This is a genomic window from Polyangiaceae bacterium, assembly GCA_020633235.1.
Taxonomy (GTDB): domain Bacteria; phylum Myxococcota_A; class Polyangia; order Polyangiales; family Polyangiaceae; genus JACKEA01.
This window is the reverse complement of record JACKEA010000002.1, coordinates 814,304-834,383: the sequence shown is the minus strand read 5'-3', so window position 1 is coordinate 834,383 and position 20,080 is coordinate 814,304. Positions and strand designations below refer to the sequence as shown.

General features: G+C 69.1%; 18 protein-coding genes. 7 read left to right on the top strand and 11 right to left on the bottom strand.

All coding sequences use genetic code 11. The features are described from left to right. Positions 1–20: 20 nt before the first annotated feature. The 7 genes from H6717_14175 to H6717_14145 form a co-directional block, all read right to left on the bottom strand. Positions 21–368, bottom strand: coding sequence for an EamA family transporter (locus tag H6717_14175; protein MCB9578167.1), 348 nt, complete (start codon positions 366–368; stop codon positions 21–23). Next, positions 365–1,396 carry an NAD-dependent epimerase/dehydratase family protein gene (locus H6717_14170; protein ID MCB9578166.1) on the bottom strand — a complete coding sequence of 344 codons (1,032 nt, stop codon included), beginning with the start codon at positions 1,394–1,396 and terminating at the stop codon, positions 365–367. Before H6717_14170 ends, H6717_14175 begins: the two co-directional genes overlap by 4 nt. After that, entirely contained in the window at positions 1,393–2,409 is a 1,017-nt protein-coding gene (locus H6717_14165; protein ID MCB9578165.1) for an NAD(P)-dependent oxidoreductase, read from the bottom strand. The genes H6717_14170 and H6717_14165 overlap by 4 nt, the downstream gene beginning before the upstream one ends. Before the next feature lie 9 nt (positions 2,410–2,418). Next, on the bottom strand, positions 2,419–4,365 hold the full coding sequence (selB, locus tag H6717_14160; GenBank protein MCB9578164.1) for a selenocysteine-specific translation elongation factor: 1,947 nt from the start codon (positions 4,363–4,365) through the stop codon (positions 2,419–2,421). 265 nt (positions 4,366–4,630) lie between these two features. Next, positions 4,631–5,203 carry a Uma2 family endonuclease gene (locus H6717_14155; GenBank protein MCB9578163.1) on the bottom strand — a complete coding sequence of 191 codons (573 nt, stop codon included), beginning with the start codon at positions 5,201–5,203 and terminating at the stop codon, positions 4,631–4,633. A 78-nt stretch (positions 5,204–5,281) separates the two neighbouring features. Next, complete coding sequence (locus H6717_14150; protein MCB9578162.1) at positions 5,282–6,070, bottom strand: sterol desaturase family protein; 789 nt, start codon at positions 6,068–6,070, stop codon at positions 5,282–5,284. 2 nt (positions 6,071–6,072) lie between these two features. After that, complete coding sequence (locus tag H6717_14145) at positions 6,073–7,038, bottom strand: fatty acid desaturase (protein ID MCB9578161.1); 966 nt, start codon at positions 7,036–7,038, stop codon at positions 6,073–6,075. 182 nt (positions 7,039–7,220) lie between these two features. Between H6717_14145 and H6717_14140 the strand changes: the two genes are divergently transcribed. The 4 genes from H6717_14140 (at position 7,221) to H6717_14125 (ending at position 9,991) form a co-directional block, all read left to right on the top strand. Beyond that, positions 7,221–7,715, top strand: coding sequence for a hypothetical protein (locus tag H6717_14140; GenBank protein ID MCB9578160.1), 495 nt, complete (start codon positions 7,221–7,223; stop codon positions 7,713–7,715). 145 nt (positions 7,716–7,860) lie between these two features. Next, complete coding sequence (locus H6717_14135) at positions 7,861–8,901, top strand: metallophosphoesterase (protein ID MCB9578159.1); 1,041 nt, start codon at positions 7,861–7,863, stop codon at positions 8,899–8,901. Between the two features lie 63 nt (positions 8,902–8,964). Then, positions 8,965–9,468 carry a hypothetical protein gene (locus tag H6717_14130; protein ID MCB9578158.1) on the top strand — a complete coding sequence of 168 codons (504 nt, stop codon included), beginning with the start codon at positions 8,965–8,967 and terminating at the stop codon, positions 9,466–9,468. Between the two features lie 79 nt (positions 9,469–9,547). After that, a complete protein-coding gene (locus H6717_14125; GenBank protein MCB9578157.1) occupies positions 9,548–9,991 on the top strand; it encodes a hypothetical protein in 444 nt (147 codons plus the stop codon). A gap of 23 nt (positions 9,992–10,014) precedes the next feature. Here the strand turns inward: H6717_14125 and H6717_14120 are convergent, their stop codons facing one another. Next, a complete protein-coding gene (locus tag H6717_14120; GenBank protein MCB9578156.1) occupies positions 10,015–11,337 on the bottom strand; it encodes a PQQ-binding-like beta-propeller repeat protein in 1,323 nt (440 codons plus the stop codon). A 52-nt stretch (positions 11,338–11,389) separates the two neighbouring features. Between H6717_14120 and H6717_14115 the strand changes: the two genes are divergently transcribed. The 3 genes from H6717_14115 to H6717_14105 are packed head-to-tail and all read left to right on the top strand — an operon-like array spanning position 11,390 to position 14,661. After that, the gene (locus H6717_14115) at positions 11,390–13,009 is read left to right on the top strand and encodes a serine/threonine protein kinase (protein ID MCB9578155.1); all 1,620 of its coding nucleotides are present in this window, start codon (positions 11,390–11,392) and stop codon (positions 13,007–13,009) included. Positions 13,010–13,012: 3 nt separating this feature from the next. After that, a complete protein-coding gene (locus H6717_14110; protein ID MCB9578154.1) occupies positions 13,013–14,224 on the top strand; it encodes a hypothetical protein in 1,212 nt (403 codons plus the stop codon). Between the two features lie 32 nt (positions 14,225–14,256). Then, positions 14,257–14,661: a hypothetical protein gene (locus H6717_14105; protein ID MCB9578153.1), complete on the top strand. Its 405-nt coding sequence runs from the start codon at positions 14,257–14,259 to the stop codon at positions 14,659–14,661. A gap of 188 nt (positions 14,662–14,849) precedes the next feature. Here H6717_14105 and H6717_14100 read toward each other — a convergent pair whose 3' ends face one another. From H6717_14100 to H6717_14090, 3 genes are all read right to left on the bottom strand, one after another. Continuing rightward, entirely contained in the window at positions 14,850–16,718 is a 1,869-nt protein-coding gene (locus H6717_14100; GenBank protein ID MCB9578152.1) for a hypothetical protein, read from the bottom strand. Positions 16,719–16,850: 132 nt separating this feature from the next. Beyond that, on the bottom strand, positions 16,851–18,224 hold the full coding sequence (locus tag H6717_14095) for an amidase (protein ID MCB9578151.1): 1,374 nt from the start codon (positions 18,222–18,224) through the stop codon (positions 16,851–16,853). A 59-nt stretch (positions 18,225–18,283) separates the two neighbouring features. After that, complete coding sequence (locus H6717_14090) at positions 18,284–19,984, bottom strand: hypothetical protein (GenBank protein ID MCB9578150.1); 1,701 nt, start codon at positions 19,982–19,984, stop codon at positions 18,284–18,286. Positions 19,985–20,080: the final 96 nt, after the last annotated feature.

The window sequence follows — 20,080 nt, the reverse complement described above, 5'->3', positions numbered from 1 at the left end:
GCCGCGACGGCACTCAGTAGTCAGCGGCGCGCCACCAGCGTGACTCCGGCCACCACCAGCGCCATGCCGATCCACATGCGCTGCGTGATCACGTCGCCGAACACGCTCCTCGAGAGCAGCGGCACCAGCACGTACACCAGGGCCACGAAGGGCGCGGCGACGGCCAGGGGCGTGCGCTTCAGCACGCTGAGCCAGGTGAGCACGCTGATGCCGTACAGCGCGACGCCGACGATGAGCCACGGGCTCCGAACGAGCGAGGCGGGCGCCGCGGGATCCGCTCCGGTGAGGGCGGCCTTGCGGAGCAGGAGCTGGGCGCTGCCGTTGAGCACCACCGTGGCGATGGCGAAGAGCAGCGCGGCAAAGCTCACGGCAGTTTCTCCAACAACGCGAGGACGCCGAGCTTGACCGGCGAGCGATGGTGGGAGGCGCCGCTCCGGGCGAGGATCTCCTCGCGGTGGGCCACGTAGTAGTCGTAGGAGTCGGCGATCATCTCGGCGTTGGACCAACGCGGCTCCCAGCCGAGCTCCCGGCGGGTGTCGCTCACGTCGAAGAACAGCTCGCGACCGTACATCAGCGCGTGGTAGGCGCCGAGGGGCGAAACCCCGAGGGCGCCGGTGGCCTGCATCGCGAGCTGCGTGGGGCCGAAGGGCAGGGAGCGCACGGGGCTCTCGCTCCCCGCGTGGCTCACCAGCCCTTCGAGCAGCTCTCGCAGGGTGCCGAAGCGCTCCGCGCCGGCCAGATACACCGCCGGACCCTTCTTTTGGTCCGCGAGCAAGCACACGGCGGCCAGGTCGTCGGCGTGCACGAACTGATAGCGATTGTGTCCGGAGCCGAGCAGGTACACGGGGCGCGAGCGGCGCACCCACTCGAACAGGATCTGGAAGATGCCGAGACGGCCGTGCCCCAAGATGGTGCGCGGCCGCACGATGGTCACGTCCAAGCCCTGGGCGGCGGCGCGGGCCGCCAAGCGCTCGCCGACCAGCTTGGCGTGGCCGTAGGCTTCCCCGGGGCTTGGCGGCGTGCGGCGATCCACCGGGTTCTTCTTGGGCACGCCGTAGATGGCGCTGGAGGAGACCAGCACCACTTTCTGGACGTTCGCCTGCTTCGCGGCCTCGAGCACCACGCGAGTGCCCTTCACGTTCACCGTCCAGAACTCGCGCTTGTTCTTGGCCAGCGGCACCTGGGCCACGTCGTGATGCACGATGTCCACGTGTTTGAGAGCGCGGCGCACCGTCTCCGGGTCGCGCACGTCCCCGCGAATGAGCTCCACGTCGGGGCCGAGCTCGGCGTTGTCCGCGATGTCGAGCACGCGCACCTGGTCGCCGCGCTCGAGCAGCCGCCGCACGACGATCTCGCCGAAGTAGCCGGCGCCGCCGGTGACGAGCACGCGCATCAGAGGTCGATGCCCTGCGCGCGGCACCACTCGATGCTACGCCGCATGCCTTCTTCCAGCTCGACCTCCGGGGCGTAGCCCAGCTCCTGTTCGGCCTTCTCGATGCTCACGGCGATGGACGCCGCCAGCTCCCCGGCCACGTGCACGTCCTGCCAGTAGAGCCCCGTCATCTGCACCAGGGAATCCACCAGGCGCGCGACGTCACAGCCGAAGCGCGGCAAATAGCGCGGGCGGATGCTCACGTTCAAGATGCGCCCCACGGTCTCCAGGATCTCGATGAAGGAGTACGGGCGCTTGTCGGCGATCCAGTAGGTTTCCCCCGCGGCGCGCTCCACGCTGCGGGCCAGCAGCATGCCCTGCACGGTGTTGTCCACGTAGCTCATGCTGCGCAGGTTGTCGCCGCGACCGAACACGATCGGGTGGCCGCCCTGGATCATCTTGAAGAAGCGCGTTTGCCGGTGCGGCTGGTCCGGCCCGTAGAACCAACAGGGCCGCAGGATCACCCCTTCGATGCGGCCGGCGCGGTGGGCGTCGAGCACCAGCCACTCGCTCTGCAGCTTGGACAGGCCGTAGTTCAGGTACGGCCGCGGCGGATCGTCTTCCTTCATGAGCCGCGCGGGATCCACGTTGAGCCCGGCGGGGGAGTTCGAGCTGACGAACACGAAGCGCCGCACCTTGGCCCGCACCGCCGCGTTCAGCAGTCGGCGCGTGCCATCCACGTTCAGCTTGTAGAGATCTTCCACGCGGTGGGGATGCACCACGCCGGCGCAGTGGAACACCGTGTCGATGCCGGTGAAGAGCTCGTCCGAGAGCACGGGGTTCGTGAGATCCACGCTGTGCGCTTCCACGCCCTCGAGCTGCACGGGGGACAAGTCCACGTTGGGCGCCGACAGCACCCGCACCGCTTCCGGCTCTTGCTTCACCGGTCCCCCCGAAAAGCCCTGCGAAAGCGCACGCACCAGCCGGGTTCCGAGCCAGCCGGGGGCGCCGGTCACCAGCACGCGGGGATCTGCCATGGGGGCCGATTAGCGTGGCCCGCCGCCCGCAACAAGATCCGCGGGCTTGCCGGCGATCCGCAGATCCCCCTGGCGCCGGGTAGTGCCCTCGCGATCGAGCTGTTCCAGGAGCGGGATGGCCTGCTTGCGGCTGACGCCTGCCAGGTCCTTGAACTCGGGGACGCTCATTTCCGAGTGCTCCGCAAAGAAGCCGTGGACCTTCGCGCGCACCCGCTCCAGCTGCGCCTCCGAGAACCACAGCGTGGACAGCCGCCGCGCGCGTCCCTCGCCTTGCAGCTTGGAGAGCGCCGCGCGCACGCGCTCCGGGCTCTCCCCCGTCTTCTTGATCAGGAACGCCTCCACGGCGCCTTCCAGGGCGATCTCGTCGAGCAGTGTGAGCAGCGCTTCCGCGGCTTGCTTGGCCGCCGGTCCCGCGGTCTCCGCGAACTCGGGCAAGCACACCACGCCGTGGTCCACGCGCACGCGGCCGCTCTTGGCCGCGCGCTCCACCGCCAGCTCCGCCAGGGCGCGGCCGCACTTCTTGGCGAGCACCGCGCGCGCCGTCTCCAGCGACAGGCCCGCCTCGTGAGGGCGCTCCGCGTGGTACTCTGCCAGCAAGCGGGTGAGCTCCGTGATGCGCCGCTCGAGGTTTTCGGGATGCGTGAACTCGGTGCCGCCGGGCAGCACCAGCGTGTCCGCCGGGCCCTTGCGGCGCTTGCCGCCGAGGGCGCGCGCAATCTCTCCGGGCTCGATGCCGAAGCGCCGCTCGGCGTCCACGCTGTCCAGCGCCCGGGGTGCCGAAAGTGCGAGCAGGCCGCCCAGGGCGGCGAGCCAATCCCCGCTGGCGAGCTCCGTGAGCGTCTTCGCGCGCAGCTCCCACTTGGCCGCATCGCGCCGGCGGGGCAGGGGCGGCGCCGCCGCATCGATCACGCGACCGCCGCCCAGCACGGCGCCGTGATCCCGCGTCGAGCGAAAGCCGCGCAGCACGTAGCCGACGCGCCCTTGGCAGGGCAGCGGTGCGTCCAGCGCGAGGTGCGCGACGCCCTCGCCGATGTGCGTGAGGCGCGCCGTGCGCCGCGTGGTGCCGACGTACACGAGCACGGACGTGCCATCGCGCAGGGACGTGCCCGGCAGCGGCGTGAGCGCGACGTCGAGCCGCTTGCTCGAGGGCAGCTCGGCGTCCGCGCTGATCACGTCCCCGCGGTGCACGTCCGCCACGTCGACCCGCGCCAGGTTCACCGCGACGCGGCTCGGCGCGCGCACCTCGCTCCGGCCTTCGCCGTGCACCTCGAGGCCGCGACAGGCCGTCTCTTGCCGCCCGCTTTCCCCCACGACCCACAGCGCGTCGCCCGCGTGCAGCGTGCCGCGGGTCAGCGTACCCGTGACCACGGTGCCGGCGCCCCGCACCGAGAACACGCGGTCGATGGGCAGCCACAGCCGCGCGCTCTCCGCCGCCGGCGTCACCCCCGCCGCCATGCGGCAGAGCTCCGCCCGAAGCTCCTCCACCCCGCGCCCGTCCGTGGCCGAGGTGGGCACCACCGCCAGCGTCTCGAGCCCCATGCTCTCCAGCGTAGAGCGGATGTCCGCTTCGGCCAGCTCCAGGGTCTCGGCGTCGACCAGGTCCGCCTTCGACAGCGCCACCACGAAGCGCCGGATCCCGAGCAGCGCACACACCCACAGGTGCTCCCGGGTCTGCGGCATCACCGCGTCGTCCGCCGCCACCACCAGGAGCACGCCGTCCACCCCACCCACGCCGGCGATCATCGCGTGCACCAGCTTCTTGTGTCCCGGCACGTCGATGAAGCTGATGCCCGTCTCCGGAAGCTCCGCGAAGCCCAGCTCGATGCTGATCCCGCGTCGCTTCTCGTCCGGCAGCCGGTCCGTGTCGGTGCCCGTGAGCGCACGGATCAGCGTCGTCTTGCCGTGGTCCACGTGACCGGCAGTCGCAAACACCACGCGTGCATCAGCCGTCGCCATGAAAAGGACGCAAACGATAGCATCCACCTCCCTGCATTTGTTGGTCCGCCGCGGGAACCTCCCGTTCCGGGGGCCCACTCGCCGGCGGGGCGAGCTCGCGGTCCGCCCCAGGTCGAAAAGCGGACATTTGAGGCCGCGCCCTCGCGGTACCCCCCTCCGACGTCCGCTTTTCGGACAGCGTCAGGTGTTGTCGCGGCTACTGCCGGTCAGGCGCGGCGACCGCGCGCGCCTTGACGTCCGGATGGTGGGGCTGGGCCTCGCCCGCCTACTCTTCAAGCGGATTGCGAAACACTTCTTGCAGCGGGAGGACGACGCCAAGAGCGCTGAGCTCTGCCTCCGCGGCTCCTTCAAAGGTCGTTCGTGACCAGGAGGCACCTTCTCTGCGCCAGACGTCGATTCGTTGGGCGTCGTGGGCGACGAGGGCAATTTCCATGAGGGAGGGGACCTGCTTGTAGTTCAAAAGCTTCTCTCCCTGGTCGTAGTCCTCGGTCGACGGGCTCAACACTTCGACGAGGAGCGTGGGGTTCACGATGGTCGTCCCGGTGGGGTCTTCCGGATCTCGCTGCAGGCTGTCGCAGACGACGGAGACGTCCGGATACGTACCGAGCCCTGTCGCCTCGACCCGAATCCGCAGATCCGAGTTGAACACGCGACACGGTCGACCGCGCAGCTGTGTGCTCAACAGCGCAGCGATGTTCACCGCGATGGCGGAGTGGTCCGGGGTGCCTCCCGCCATCGCCCACACCTCGCCGTTCAAGAACTCATGCTTTACAGGGCTGAGTTGCTCGAGATCCACGTACTGGCGGAACGTGTAGCGCTGCCGTGCGAGCTGGCTCACGCGAGAAAGCGTAGCACACGGTTTCGCAGGGCGACGCGACGGGGCTCGCGCCGCCCCGACATCCAGATGCAAGAACGACTACGTTGCGCGGCGCTCGACGGTGCGGCGGGCGCGGCGTTCGGCTTCGTCGCTTTCGGCTTCGAGCTTCTTCGTCTCTTTGAGGGCGGCGCGCATGGTCTCTTCCGACCAGGCGAAGGTGCCGAAGGCCCAGTCCCACAGCGGGGAGCTGATGCCCATGTTCAAGTTGAAGAGCTTGAAGTGGTGCACCGCGTGGGCGCGGCGCAGGAGCTTGCCAACGCGCGTCTTCGGGTTCCGGAAGTGGTGCGTGTAGTAGTGCGTCCAGTCGTAGAACAGGTATCCGGCGCAGGTGCCGCCGAACAGGATGAACGCTTGGGTGTGGGGCAAGAGGAGCCAGTCCACCGTGAACAGCACCACGCCGATGGGCCAGCTCATGAGCGGCGGGGCCACCAGGCGCAGGCGGTCGTTCGGGAACTCGTGATGCAGGCCGTGCATCAGGAACAAGCGGACGCGCGCCTTGGGGTCGTTGCCCGGGTCCCAATGGAACGCGAACCGGTGCAGCAGGTATTCCAGCAGCGTGAAGCCCAGGACGCCCGCGGCGAACAGGCCGATGCGTCCGAGGCGGCCGGGCTCGGAGGAGAGCGCGAGCACGGCGCCGTAGACCACGGCCCAGCCGAACCACACCCCGGGCATGATGGGGTGCGAGCTCGCGAGCACGTGCTCCACGAACGGGTTCTTGTACACGCGGATGCGGTTGATCTTGCGGTTCTCCGGGCTGGGGGCGCCGATGGTGCCGTCCCAGCGCTCCACGGTCTCGTTGAATTCGTCAGTGAATTCGAACAGAGCCATGTTCAGATCTGCCCGCCTGCCGTGGCGGCCTGGACGTCCACCAGCTCGGGAGCATCCGCTTGGCGGTCCTCTTCGGGACAATCGAAAGGCGCCCGGCCCACCTGCACCGTGCCCAGGCTGGGGATGAACAGCGCCAGGAAGTGCTGCTGGAAGAAGAACCACCACATGCTGCGGTGATTCAGCCGCGGATCGATCTTGTCCTTGATCTTGTCGTGGGCCGCCGCGGCATCCGCCCAGTGCAGGTTCGCCTGGTTGTGGTGCACGGTGTGGTAGCCGTTGCCGAACAACAAGAAGTTCAAGAACTTTCCGGTGAAGTTCCGGGAGTGGTTGTGCTCGGACCACGGATCCGTGTGCACGTGCTGGGAGTAGTTGAAGAGCATCACCGTCCACAGCGCGAAGAACGCCGGGATGCCCAGACCGAACACGTAGGTCTTGAGCCCTTCGGCGACGCCGTAGATGCCAATGGCGAGGCCGGCCATGGCCACGTGGCTACCGTAGGTCACCACGTACTGCGTGATGATTCGGCGGTAGAGCGCGGGGTTTCTCTCCTTGGCCTGGCGGATGAAGTCCTTGATCCAGAACCCTTGGTAGTACGCCGAGACGAAGAAATACGTGCTGGCCACCAACACGTTGTGCTTGTTGGTGATGCGCCAGGTGATCGTCGCGTCCCCGTGCTTGTTGATGTACTTGTGGTGGTTCAGGTTGTGGGTCGGCGTCCAGGCGAACACCGGGTAGCCGTAGAACACCGAGATCCAGTGCGAGAAGAGCTGGTTGGCCTTCTTGGTCTTCAGCGTGGGGCGGTGCATGTGGTTGTGCGCGATGACGGCACAGCTCACTGCGAAGTACATGCTGAAGGGGAACAGCACCCAGCGCAGATCCGGACGGACGTAGTGGGCGACCACGAGGCCCGGCGTCAGGATGAGGGTCCAGAGCAGCGTGCGGTAGTCGGCGGGGTGTTTGGGGAGCATGGGTCCTCGGTGTTCGGGAACGGTCCATCCGCAATTGCCGTTCACCGGCCGCGGCGTCAATCGTCTGAGTGCCCAGAGGGGTAGCGCGATCCGCCAGATCTGCGAATTTTCCCGGGGCTACTTGATCTCCGTCACCTCTGGCGAGCGCCCAGCGAGCGGGTGCTATTCTCGCGAAGAGCGCGATGTTCCGGCGTGTTGCTCTCCTCCTGGCCTGCTCGGCCGTGGCCGCCGCCTGCGGTAGCCGCCCGAACCGCACCCGCGACGCGGCCATCGCCACGGGCGCCGCCGTGGCCGCCGCAGGCGTGTACCGCGCCACCACCGGCGGCTGCTGGGCGGCGTGCCCGCCCGGGCGCTACTGCAACAGCGCCACCGGCACCTGCGACGAGTTTCCCCAAGGCTCGCCGCCCGTGGCTGCCGCAGCAGCGGCGCCCGAGGCCAACGACTGGTGGCGAGCCGGAGACGCCGCGTGCCCCGAAGGCGCCGCCCTCGACGAGGACGAGCCCGTCATCCTGTGCACGCGCCCGGACGGTACACCGCATGGCCCTGCGACGTTCTTCTACTCCAACGGCCGCCGCGAGTCCGAAGGCGAGTACCGCGACGGCAAGCCCATCGGTGTGTGGCGCCATTGGGACGAAGACGGTCACCCCACCAAGACCGAAGACCTCGGCGGGCAGTAGGCCTTTTCAGATTGGGTTGGTCCGCCGCGGAAACTACAGGGGCAGCGGCGGCGTTGGGGGGCGAGAGAACGCGCGCGATCCCACCCGGCATGGTGCCTGAAGGCCAGCACGAGCGGCGACGCGCTTCCCGCTCTACACTTCCGGCGTGCGCCGCGCGGTCGTCGTTGCTCTCGTGCTCATCGCCCTGGTGGGCGGGGCCTGGTGGTGGCGCCAGAGCCGCGGCGTTCTGCCGCCGGCGGTGGCCAGCGCGCGCTCCACGGCGGCCACGACGCACCCGCCGGCGCGGCGCGACAAGCGCCTGGGCGGTACGGACGTGACATTTCTCGTCGCCTCCGACACGCACTTCGGCTTCGGCTCCTCGGAGCGGGACCTGCTGGGCGCGCTGCACGACCCGGTGAAGGACCCGAAGGGCACCGAAGCCGTCAACGCGCGGGCCATCCGCGACATGAACAGAATGCCCGGTCGCCCCTGGCCCCAGCGGCTGGGGGGCACCATTGAAAGGCCCCGCGGCCTGCTGATCACGGGAGATCTCACGGAGAACGGCGACCCTTGGCAGTGGCGGTACTTCGTCCAGTACTACGGCCTGAACGGGGACGACGGCCTGGTGCACTACCCGGTGTTCGAAGCCTTCGGCAATCACGACAAGCACCACAGCTGGTACGTGTTGGATCGCGTGCGCGAGCGTCACGGAGGCATGCGCTACGCCTTCGACTGGGACGACGTGCACCTGGTGTGTCTGGGAGAAGCACCGGACGACGCCGGGCTCCGCTGGCTGGCAAAGGACCTGAGCGCCGTCGGCGGGGAGCGTCCCGTCATCCTCTACTTCCACTTCCCGCTCCGGGGCCCGTTCTCGGACGACAACTGGTTCGGTCGCGGCGACTACCGCGAGCGCTTGGCGCGCGCCCTCGAGGGGCACAACGTGATCGCCATCTTCCACGGGCACTATCACGCGTCCGGCCGCTATCGCTGGGCGGGGCACGACATCTACAACGTGGGCGCCGCCAAGCACCTGCGGCACAGCTTCGCCGTGGTCCGGGTGAGCGACGCTCGCCTCCGGGTGGCCTCCTGGCACTACGGCCTCCACGAATTTCAGTGGTGGCACGAAAAGCCCATCAACGGCGCGCCGGGCAAGGAAATCTCCGGCGGAACGCGGATGGACGGCGGCATGCTCTTGGACCCGCCCTGAGGCCGGACTGCCGCGAACTTGGCCCCGCGCTCCCGGCTCTGCTGTGGATCGCGTGGGGACACCGTGGACCTGGACGCACCCTTCGATCTGACCGAGAGCACCATCCCACCGCCGGTGGTCGAGCGCGCCGAGCGGCGCCTCGAGCGCTTCGCGCTGGAAGTATTGACGCTGACGGAGACCGCCGTCGTCTCCGTGGTCGACGTCATCGGCGACGAGGCCCGCAGCACCATCGTCGGCCATGCGCCCTTGCCGGACGGAGAAGAAGAAGTGCTGCTCGAGCTCTGGCTGCAAGAGGTGTGCGTCACGTCGCTCCGCCGCGTGCCGTCGCTGTTGCGCGCGCTGCTGCCCGCCAGCACCGCGTCCGTGGTGCCCGTGACCACGCCGTCGGGCTTCTCGCTCTCGGTGGCGATGACCCCGCCCTGCACTTCGCCCCGCGCTCTCGCCCGCGTGCAGGCCTTGGCTCTCGACCTCGTGCTCGAGCTCGAAGCGGACGAGCGCGCCCGCCAGCGCCGCGCCGTGCCCGCGCGGCGTCGTCGTGCCCGCTCCGGGATCCGGCGGGCGGCGTGAACCGTGCGAGTTTCTTGCCCCGAGGCCCGAACCTCGGCCATGCCTTGGGGGCGCCCAGCGCAGATCGTGAGGTAGCAGGATGGCCAGCGCGCAGATGATTTCCGATCTCGAGATCGCCTCTCGCCCGATGGGGGTGGTGGTGCGACGCGGCGACAGTGACATTCACGAGCTCAAGCCGCCGCCGCCCTCGTCTCGCCGTCAGAGCGCGCACCTGGCGACCATCATCGGCCTGGGTGAAGATCTGTTCGACGAAGCGCGCGTCACGATGCCGCAAATCAAAGAAGAGACGCCGCGCCCCGCGACGCTGATCGACGGCGTGGACGACGACTGCGCGACGGCGCTCCAAGCCGAAGCCGAGAGCATTGCCGCGAGCCTGTGGCCGAAGGCCGAGCGCCCGACGCTCCGCACGCGGATCCAGCTTGCTGCGCGCGCCGTCGCTCGAGAGCTGTTCCAGGTCGCCCTCGACGTCGTGGATGCCGCCTGGCGCTGGTCCCACGGCGCCCCGCGAGCTCTCGAAACCTGACGGGCATCGCGCCGCCCCGACAATCAATCGTTGCCGAAGCGGAAGCGCTCGCGGCCGTCTCGCGTGGCCAGCACCATCGCCTTGCTGGTGCCCAGGAGCGCGATGGCGTCGTCCGTGCCCGCCATCTGGCTCACGGACCAGGGCGCTTTCACGTCCCACAGGCGCTTGCCACTGGCGAGGCCGAAGGCGACGACGTGCTCTTCGCTGCCCGCCACGGCGGTGTAGCTGGCGACGATGGTGTGCGGCGTGACGACGCCTTTCGGTGAGCCGGGGCGCGCGGCCAAGGGATTGTCCGGGTGCAGCGCCGCGCTCCACAGCAGGCGGCCCTTGCCGAAGAAGCCCACCATGGGAGACTCGGTGCCTTCCGGGCGCGTGCCGAAGATCGCCCAGCCGTCGGGGGTCTGCACCATGCCCTTGGCGTTGAGGGTCGGGAACCTGGACGAGCGTAGGCCCAGTTGTTTGGGGCAGGGATCCGGAACGAAGAAGTTGTAGCTGCCGCGCACGGTCGTGCTCACGCAGCTCCAGGACGTCTGCTCGGGGCCTGCGGTGTCGAGCGCAAAGCCCGTGCGACTGGGGGGCAAGCGGAGCGCGTCGTCGCGCTGGGTGTCGTGACAGTCGGCCTTGGCGTCGGCGGGGCTCTGCTTGCCGGTCGCCAGATCGATGCCCAGGGCGCGTCCGTCGGAGAGCAACACACGCACGTTTTGCCCGGCGGCGCAGAAGCGTTTGGCCTTGTCCCCGAGGGTGGTGGTCCACTGCCGCGCGCCATCGCGAAGCACGTAGGCCGTCAGCTCTCCGGTGGGAGAGGCGAGCAACAGCCGGCCACCGACCAGGGCCGCAGAATGTTGGTACGCCGCGGAACCAAGCTCCGCGGTCTTCCACAAGAGCTTGCCGCTCTTACCGTCGAAGCCGCCGTAGGCGTCGCCCGATTTGCCGACCTCATGGAACGAGAACACGAAGTCCGTGGCGCCGTCGCCGTCGAAGTCGGCGAACATGGGACGTCGATTGTTCGCGTAGTAGCGCGGGGCGGCGGGCTTCGCCGCGGTGGGCGGGGGCGCCGCGATGCCCGGGATCGGCGGGCGCGGCATGGTCTTGCCGGCGGACAGCCACACCACCAAGCCCGCGCTGGCTGCGGCCAGCACCAACACCGCGACGGCGATCGCGACGAGAGGCGCGCTGCTGCTCGGTGGAACCACGATCACCGGTGTTCCCACCGGTCGCTCGCGGGACGGGTCGCGCTCGATCAGCGCGCTGGTGCCGCAATACGTGCAGGTGACGAAGTCCTGCGTGGGATCGAGCTTCACGTGCGCGCCGCAGTTCGGGCAGCGCGCGCTCACCAGTCGCGCCATGGCTGCGAGTGTAGCCCTATGGCCGAGGGCGCTAGTGCGCTAACCTGCACGGGTGACGCCGGCCGTCGCTTCGATTCCTGCTGGAACGGTCATCGGTGGCGATTTCCGCATCGTGGCGCCGCTCAGCGCCGGGGGCATGGGCGCGGTGTACGTGGCGGAGCAGGCGTCCACCGGCAAGCGCCGGGCGATCAAGGTGATGCACCCCGCGTTGGTGGCGGATCCGAGCTTGCGGGAGCGCTTCGTGCAAGAAGCCAAGGTGGGCGGGCTCATCGCGAGCGATCACGTAGTGGAAGTGGTCGGCGCGGGGGTAGACCCCACGCTGGGGGTGCCGTGGATCGCGATGGAGCTGCTCGAGGGCGAGGACCTCGGCCACTACCTGCCCGGGCGCGGGCCGATGTCCATGGATGAGGCGCTGAGCGTGCTCCGGCCTTTGTGCCATGCCCTGGCGGCGGCCCATGCGGCGGGCATCGTCCATCGTGACGTGAAGCCGGAGAACGTGTTTCTGGCGGCCACCCACAGCACCACGCACCCGACCATCGTGAAGGTGCTCGACTTCGGCATCGCCAAGGTTGCCGCCCAGGCGCGGCAGACGGCGACGGCGGCCATGGGCACGCCGCTGTGGATGGCGCCGGAACAGACGGAGCTGTCGGCCAAGGTGTCGCCAGCGACGGACGTTTGGTCCATCGGGCTCATCGCCTACTGGCTCCTCACCGGGCGTGCTTATTGGCGCGCGGCGCACGCGGCGGAGGCGTCCATGCCGGCGTTGATGCGCGAGATCTTGTTCGAGCCCCTGGAAGCGCCCAGCGTGCGGGCCGCGGAGCTGGGCCTGGCAGATCGCCTGCCGCCCGGGTTCGACGACTGGTTCGCGCGCTGCACCGTGCGCGATCCCGCGTTGCGCTACGCCACGGCGGGAGAGGCCTTTGCGGCGTTGCTCGGCACGCTGGGCTTGCCGGTGAGCTCCACGTTTCACCCTCCGCCGATGCCGAGCTCGTCCAGCATCGCCCGTTCGGTGATCCCTCCAACGGCACCGTCGCCGATGGGCGGCACCCTGCCGCTGTCCGAGCACCAGGCGTCGGAACGCGGGGTCACCGCTGCGTCCGTGGAACGCCCGGCCGCCGCCACGGCAGCACCCACCAGCCGCGCGCTCCCGGAGCCGAAGAAGTCCCGCGGCGGGCTGATCTTCGCGCTGATCGGCGCAGCGTGTTTGCTGCTGGCGGTCGGCGTGGTGGGCGGCTTCTTGCTGTTCCGGCCGGGCCACCGCGTGCGCCGCCCACCGCGACCCGTGGTGGCGCGGACCTTCAAACGCGCGCCCAGGCCTCCGCCGGAGGTCGCGCCCGAGCCGAGCGCGGCGCCCACGAAGCGCACGGCGCCCCGACCCGCAGCAAAGAAGAAGCCGGAGCTGCCGCCCTTCGACGCGACGGAAGCGCAGCGCAACGTGAAGCAGCAGAGTCAGTTCGCGGCCTTCGGGTGCAAGAGCATGAGCGGACCTTCTGCGCTCTCCGCCACGGTGGTGTTCGCGCCCGCGGGCCACGTGAAGACGGTGCAGATGTCCATCAAGGACACCACCACGCCGCGCGGCCAGTGCTACAAGGTGCGCTTGCTTTCGACGCGAGTCTCGCCTTTCAGCGGGGAAGCCCAGAGTGTCGGCGCCAGCGTGAGCTTCTCGGAGTGAGTCATGGACATGCGTCGCGGCTTGCGCAAAGGGATGGCGGCAGGGTCGCTGCTCGCTGTCGTCGCCTGCAACGGACAGCGCGCTCCAGCGGAGCGCCGTCTGCCCGTTGCGGCCGTTCAGCCGCCGTCACCTGCGGTCGAGACGCCGCCGTCGCCGGCTCGCCGCGCGCAGGCCGGGCCAGCGCCTGGCGAGAAGTGCGTCGGCTATCGCGAGGCGTTCGACCGCGGCATGGCCTTGGAGAAGACGGGGGAGCACGCCGCCGCCATCGCCGCCTTCGACGACGCCATCCGCGCGCGGCCCTACGACGCGCGGGCGCGCCTCGAGCGCGGCCGGGCCCGCCTGGTTTCCGGCCACCCCAACGTGCGTGACTTCGATCTCGCGCGCTCCCTCACGCGGGATCCGAGCATCGTGCGGGAGGCGTGGCTGCTCCGCGGGCGCGCGCTCTCGGCCCAGCCGAAAGAAGCGCGGCTGGCCTTCGCGATGGCGCTCTCCCTCGGCGCTGCCGAAGCCAGCGCCGCCCTCGCCGGCCGCTCTGCTTGCACCGCCACGTGGACCACCGCCGGCCTGCCGCCGCTGCCGATCGTGAAGGGCTGGCGCGGCGTGCTCGCCCAGCGGCGCCTCGTCGGCTGTGAAGAGCCGGACACCGCGCCCGCGTCCGACGCGGCCGCCCGCGCGGAGATGTGCCGTGCCTGCGAGATGGGCGGCAGCTTCTCGAAGGACGACCCGTGCGGCGGCGATCCGCCCTTTCGCATTCCGATGGGCTACATGCACTGCAGTGACTTCGTCACCCTGGTGCAGCCCCTGAGCGGCGGCCGCTTCTACGTGGACGAGGGCAACGGCCCGCCGCTGCAGCCGGCGACCGGGGGCTACCTGCTGGATCTGGGGAACGTTCCGGAGTTCGAGTGGAACAGTGGCGACTTCGAGAGCGAGGACGGCACGATGTTCAACGGAGTCCGCTGGGCGAGCTCCACCCTGGAGCTCGATCCGCCGCCCTGTCCCATCGACACCACGAGCGACGTCGACATTCCGACGTCCAGCGGCTGTCAGGCGGGCCCCGGCGTCCCCCTGAGCACGCCGCGCACGCGCCGCTGGTACGACTCGAAAGGCGTCGCCCGCCTCGAGGTCCAGGAATACGGCCCCGCCGTGACCGTCAGCCTCTCGGCCCACGGCGCCAAGCTCGACGGCGGCGGCTGCCACGAAACGATCGCGCTTTGACCCTGCCGCCGGCGTGCTAGCTTGCTGCTCGCATGGCCGAGATCACCGTGGACGAGGATCGTCTGCCCGTCGTCGTGGTCACGTTCCCGGATGTCGTGAGCATCGAGCAGCTCGAGCGGCTGTTTGCGCGCTACGAGCTCCTCTCGCGACGCCATCCCCGGGTGGCGTACATCATCGACTTCAGTCGTTACAATCCCGTGCTCGGTCCAGCGGACGTGCGCAACGCCACGTCGGCGTTGCTCCAAAAGCACCGGGACGTGCTGCTCCGCTCCACGGTGTGCGAGGCGCGCGTGGTTCCGGGCACCTTCATGCGCACGGCGCTGACGGCCTTCGACGCCGTGAGCCCCAACAAGTGGCCCTGCGCGCACTTCGCCACCATGTCGGAAGCGGAAAAGTGGGTCGCTGATCAGCTCGCGCGTCCCACCGCGCGACGCTGACGGTGTTTGACGCTTCATTTGTTGGTCCGGCGCGAACCCCGTCCCGCGCCGGACGTCCCTAGGGCGAAGTCTGACGCATGTCCGAAAAGCGGACATCAAACGGGGGTGCGGCGAGTGAGCGGCCTCGAATGTCCGCTTTTCGGACGCGGCCGAAGCGTGGTGCGACGCGGCACGGGGGGCACGAAGCGTCATCCGGTGGTGACGCGCCAAGCGAGGTTGCGTCGTGGGTCGGCCAGGTGCCAGCCGTCGGGTGAGATTCGGACGTCGTAGATGTCCTCGGTGAATGCCGCGAGTTTCTTCAGGGGGGAAAGGCTGGCCACGATCACTCGCTGCTTGGCCTCCGACAAGATGAGGGCTTGCCCCAGGCTCGGCGCGACAACCAAGAAGTAGGGTTTGCTCACCTTCAGGAACTCACCGCGCGTGAGCTTGCCGTCATGTCGCTCGAGCACCAGTACCCCCTTGCTGGCGTGCACGAGCAGCCGGTCCGCGGATTGGGGCTGGATGTCCTGCATGTAGCCAAAGCCGGTACCCATCAAGCTGTCGGCAAAAACCAACGCCTCATCGTCGAGGTGGGCCTCGACGATGTCGTTGGTGTGCGTGGCGAACAGTCGCTCTTCCTTCAGCCTCAATTTCGTCAACTGCCAACCCGAGCCTGAGCTCGATGTCCACCTGACTACCCGCGGCGCCTCACCTGGTCGCTGCACCGCGACGCCTTGGGAGCAGATCCCCACGCGCACGCCATCTTGGACGAAGGCCTCTTGCTCGCGAAACTTGCTTTGCGGCCGCACGTCGAAACCCGCGGCGGCAAACGCCTCGATGTCCGCCTCGCCGAACGGCACAACCTCTTGGTCCGGGGTGAGCTGGTCGATGGGCATCGGCTCCAGGGTCGGCTTCTTGCTCCGGCGCGCGGGAGCCTTCTTCGCTTTCCCCTTCTTGGTCTTGGCCTGAAGCTTCTCCACGGCTTCCTTCAAGCCGGTTGTCGTCCAGAACCGATCGCCGATTCGCAGCGTGGGAAGGTCGCCGATCGTGGGTCCGAGGGACAAATCGGGATGTGAGTAGCGCGCCAGGACAGTGAGCTTGTCTTGGTCCCAGTACAGCAAGCGACAGACGCCGTTGGACACGCTGGTCATCACGCGCCCCCCAACGGCCGCGGACACTTCGCCCCCGCCGCTGGACGCGGCGACCTCGGCGCCGCTCTCCAGTGCAACAATCACCGTCCGCTTCGTGGTCCCGATGACGACATGTCCGTCATCGATCCAGTGCACCCAGCTGAAGCCCTGGTCGTAGTCCGGCATGCGGTAGACAGGGCGAACCGCGCCGTCTTCCAGCACGAGTAGCTCGGTCGCCCCGTGGTTGTAGAACAGCCGGCGTGGCTCGGTGTGGGCGTCGAGCAGTGCGCGATGGCCGCGCACCGCGATCATCGCGTTGAAGACCATGCCCTTGGGCCACTCGACGTCCGGTATGCGCTTGACGCCGTGCAGCCAGAAGACCCCGTACAGCCACTTCGCCGGCTTGCAGTCCAGAGATCGAAGCGGGGCCGGCAATTCGACGCGGTCGACGGTGGGCTCGATAGGAGTGAGAGGGAAGGGTTGCTCTTTGGCCGCCTCGAGAAACTTGTCGAGCTGAGCACGAACGGCGGCCTCGTTCACAGCTTGCTTCGCAGCCTCGAGAACGGGTGAGGGCTGGGGCTGGGCGAGGCTCGGATCCACCGGCCGCGTCGAGCCGGGCAGCGCGGGCCCCGGACTTTTCGGAAGCTCTTCCTCGGGCTGCTCGACTGCGTTGAGCACGACGCCTTCCAGCAGTGCGTCGCCGGCTTGAGCCGACAAGAGCGCCGCGAGCTCGTCGAGGGCGGCTCGCTCTCTACCCGGATGCGGCAGAAGCGAGACCACGGCGAAAGGACCCGTGAACGCGAAGCCGAGGGAGCCCCCCCGGAAGCTGCCTGCGGCCTTGCCCAGGCGTGTGAGCAACGCTTCGTCGGGTGGCGCTGCGAAACGAAGCTCTACGTTGAATCCCTCGTCCAGCCAATCGCTGGGGTTGAATCCGAACAGTTCCGCCATGGTGCAGCACGGTAGGCGCTAACCCTAGTCGGCGCAACCAGGACCAAGTGCGACAACCGGAGAGACCCGGTTCCCCTTCAACGCGCGGCCGCACAGGCATCGCTCCGTGATGAAAGCCCAGGGAGCGCTGTGTCAGCGCGACGCCGGCAATCGGCGTCGCCACGGCGCGGCTTCTTCCAGCTCGTAGGCCAAGGAGAAGAGCGTCGCTTCCCGGCCTTCGGCTGCAGCAAAGTGGCTGCCGACCGGTAGCCCGCGTTGCGACATGCCGAGCGGGACGCTCATCGCCGGTGTGCCCGCGATGTTGTGGATCGCCGTGTAGCCCGCCAGGGTGCCGATGCGCTCGAAGGCCGTGACGCGATCCAAGGTCGGCGCCATGGTGCCGACTTCCCACGGCTCCACCGGGATCGTCGGGCACAAGAGCACGTCGAAGCGCTCGAGGGCGCGGCGCATGTCCGCGCCCAGCTCCGAGATGGCGGCGTGGGCGTCGGTCACCGCGCCCGGTGGCAACGTGCGAAACCACTCGAGCACCTCGAGGGTGAACGGCTCCAGGTCGCGCTCGTCCAGGGGACGGCCCAGGAGCGGCTCCATCATTTGACACAGACCCACCAAGGCCTGCCCCGCGAGCACGAAGAATGCGTCCGTACGCGCGCCGTCGATGGGCGGGGGCGGCGTCTCTTCCACCTGGTGACCGAGTCTCCGGCAGAGCTCGATGGTGCTGTCCAGCGCGGCGCGCACCTCCGCCGTCGGCTTTCGGCCAAGCACCGTCTCGTCGTACCAGCCGATGCGCAGGCGCTTGGGGTCCACGTCCGCCACGAAGCCGATGGCGCCATCGACTTCGGTGAGCGAGTACAAGAGCGCGCTGTCCGCCACGCTGACGCTCAGCGCGTGGTCGCTCACGAGCCCTCCCATGTCGTCCGGCGCGGCAGAGACCAGGCGCCCCCGGCCCGGCTTGAAGCCGAACACGCCGTTCATGGAGGCGGGGATGCGAATGGACCCGCCGCCGTCGCTGCCGTGCGCGACGCTCACCATGCCCGACGCCACCGCCGCCCCGGCGCCCCCGGACGAGCCACCGGCGGAGCGTGAGAAGTCCCAAGGGTTGTGCGTCACGCCTTCGAGCAGCGTCTCCGTGCTACCGAGCAGGCCCAGCTCCGACGTGGTGCTCTTGCCCAGCACGATCAACCCGGCTCCGTCGATCCGCCTGGAGTACTCCGTCGCTTCTCGCGCCACGTTGCCTGCGAACAACCGCGAGCCCATCGAAAAACGCAGCCCGGGGTACGGCGCCGCGTCCTTGACCAGGAACGGCACGCCCGCGAGCGGCCCGGACAGCTTGCCTCGCGCCTTTTCGCGGGCCCGCTCGAAGTCCGTTCCGGCCAGCGCGTGGACAGCGGGCTCCGTCGCCTCGATGCGCGAGATGGCAGCGTCCACCAGCTCCAACGCCGTCACCTCGCCGCTCGCTACCAGCTCTGCCTGGGTGATGGCGTCCAGCCGCCACAGCTCTTCCGTCATGCCAAGACCCACCTTTCAAAGCCGCCGAGGAGGTTCCGCGGCGGACCAACCCCCTGGAGCTATCTCAGCTTGTCCGTGACCTCGCGGAGCTCGGGGCAGCGTTCCGCCGCGGCCTTCAGCTCGGCCTTCGCCTCCTTGCGGTACAGCCCCGCCTTCGCGCGTCGCACCCGCTTGGCGAGCGTGCGGGCGCTTTCCAGCGGGTCGCCCGTGAGGTCCACCAGCGCACACAGGCGTACGAGGCGATAGTCGTTGACGTCCTTGGAGCAGCGCTCGAAGGCGCGCGCGCGGTCGTCGGTCGACAGCGCCTCGAAGGCCGACCGCGCGAGAGCGAGCGGCCCCGTGGGGTAGAACCAAGTCTCGGGCATCACGGCGCCGGCCTTGGCGAGGGTGCTGGAGACGAGGGTGCCCAGAAAGACCTGGTCGGGCACTCCACGCCCCCATTCTTCCGCGAGGGTTCCTGCGATCTCCTGAGCGGCGGCGGGATACTCGGCGAACAAATCCGCGACGCTCTCGAGCGGGACCTCGGGCAAGTCGTACTCCCGCCGATGCATCGCCACGAACGCCGCGAGGGCCAAGGCGGGCCCTGCCGCCTCCGCGAGGGCTCGGCCGGCTTCGGTGTAATAGGGCGCGGCGAACCGGAGGCCCCGAGGCGCCGCGCGCGCCATGACCAGCAGGTTCCTCCACAGCGGATCGCTCGCTTCGCCACCCTCGGGCACCCAGGCCGTCGGCGCGTCGAGAGGGCCGGGCGGGGCCAAGCCCAACCACTTGAGTCGCGCCGCGGCCCGCATGGGCAAGCCATGGGCGGCGAAAGACGGATCGGAAAGGCTGTCGCGCGACAAGAGCTCCAAAACACGCCGCTGCTCGTCGGTCAACGTGGTTGCGGCGCGCAGGCCGGGATGCGGCTCGAAGAACAGTCCGAGCAACGCCGGAAGGGCTTCCGGGCGCGGCTCGCCACCCTCGAGCACCTCGAGCGCGGCGCTCGTCACGCGCACTCTGTCGTTTGGCGAAACCTCCGCGAGCGCCGTGCTGAGATCGCCCCCCAGCCATGGACAGCGCCAGGGCAGGACGTCCTCGAAGGAGAGCAATTCCGCGAGCGCCTTCGGGGGCATCGGCTCCCGCTCGCAGCGATGCAGCCACGCGACGCCGTCGTCCCGCGCTTGGAGCGTGCGCTCGGCATCGGCGTCGCCGTATCTCGCGAGCATGCGCAACGCGAAGAGCTGGCTGATCTGGGCGAGTCGATCGCCTTCCGAAGCAAGGACTTCCCGCAGCTTCGCACAAGCCTCCCTTCGCTGGTCGTAGACGAAGCTCACGAGGAAGGCCGCCGAGCTCCGGACGTCGGCGTCTGGGTCCGCCAGCAACGCGAGCAACGTCGGAAATGCCTTCGCCACGAGCGAACGGAGCTTCTTCGGGCGCCCCTTGCCGTACTCCTGGGAGAGCTTCGGATCCGAGAAGTCGAGCCCTCGCGGTCGCGTCCTGTGGTCTCCGGTGAGCACGTCGCCCACAAGGCACAGCGCCTCGGCACGACCCACCGTCTCGTGCTCCACGATGCAGAGCAGCACCTTGGTCGCCGCTTCGGCCACGGAGTAGAGCTTGCTCGGGGCGAACAGCGTTTCGCGTAGGGTCTCGAAGGCGTCGCGGCGGGTCTCGTCGTCTTCAGACGAGAGATCGGCCAAGTCTCCGCCATTGTCGATGGCGCTACCGTAGGCGTTCTTCAGCTTGGCCCAGTCGATGGAATCGATCAGCTCTCCGGTCGACGACATGGCCGCGCACTATCGATCATCGGCGACCCGGGCGAAAGCCGTGCCGCGGACGTTTCGCGTCCGTCACCTGCTCGCCACGCCGCCTTGCCATACGGC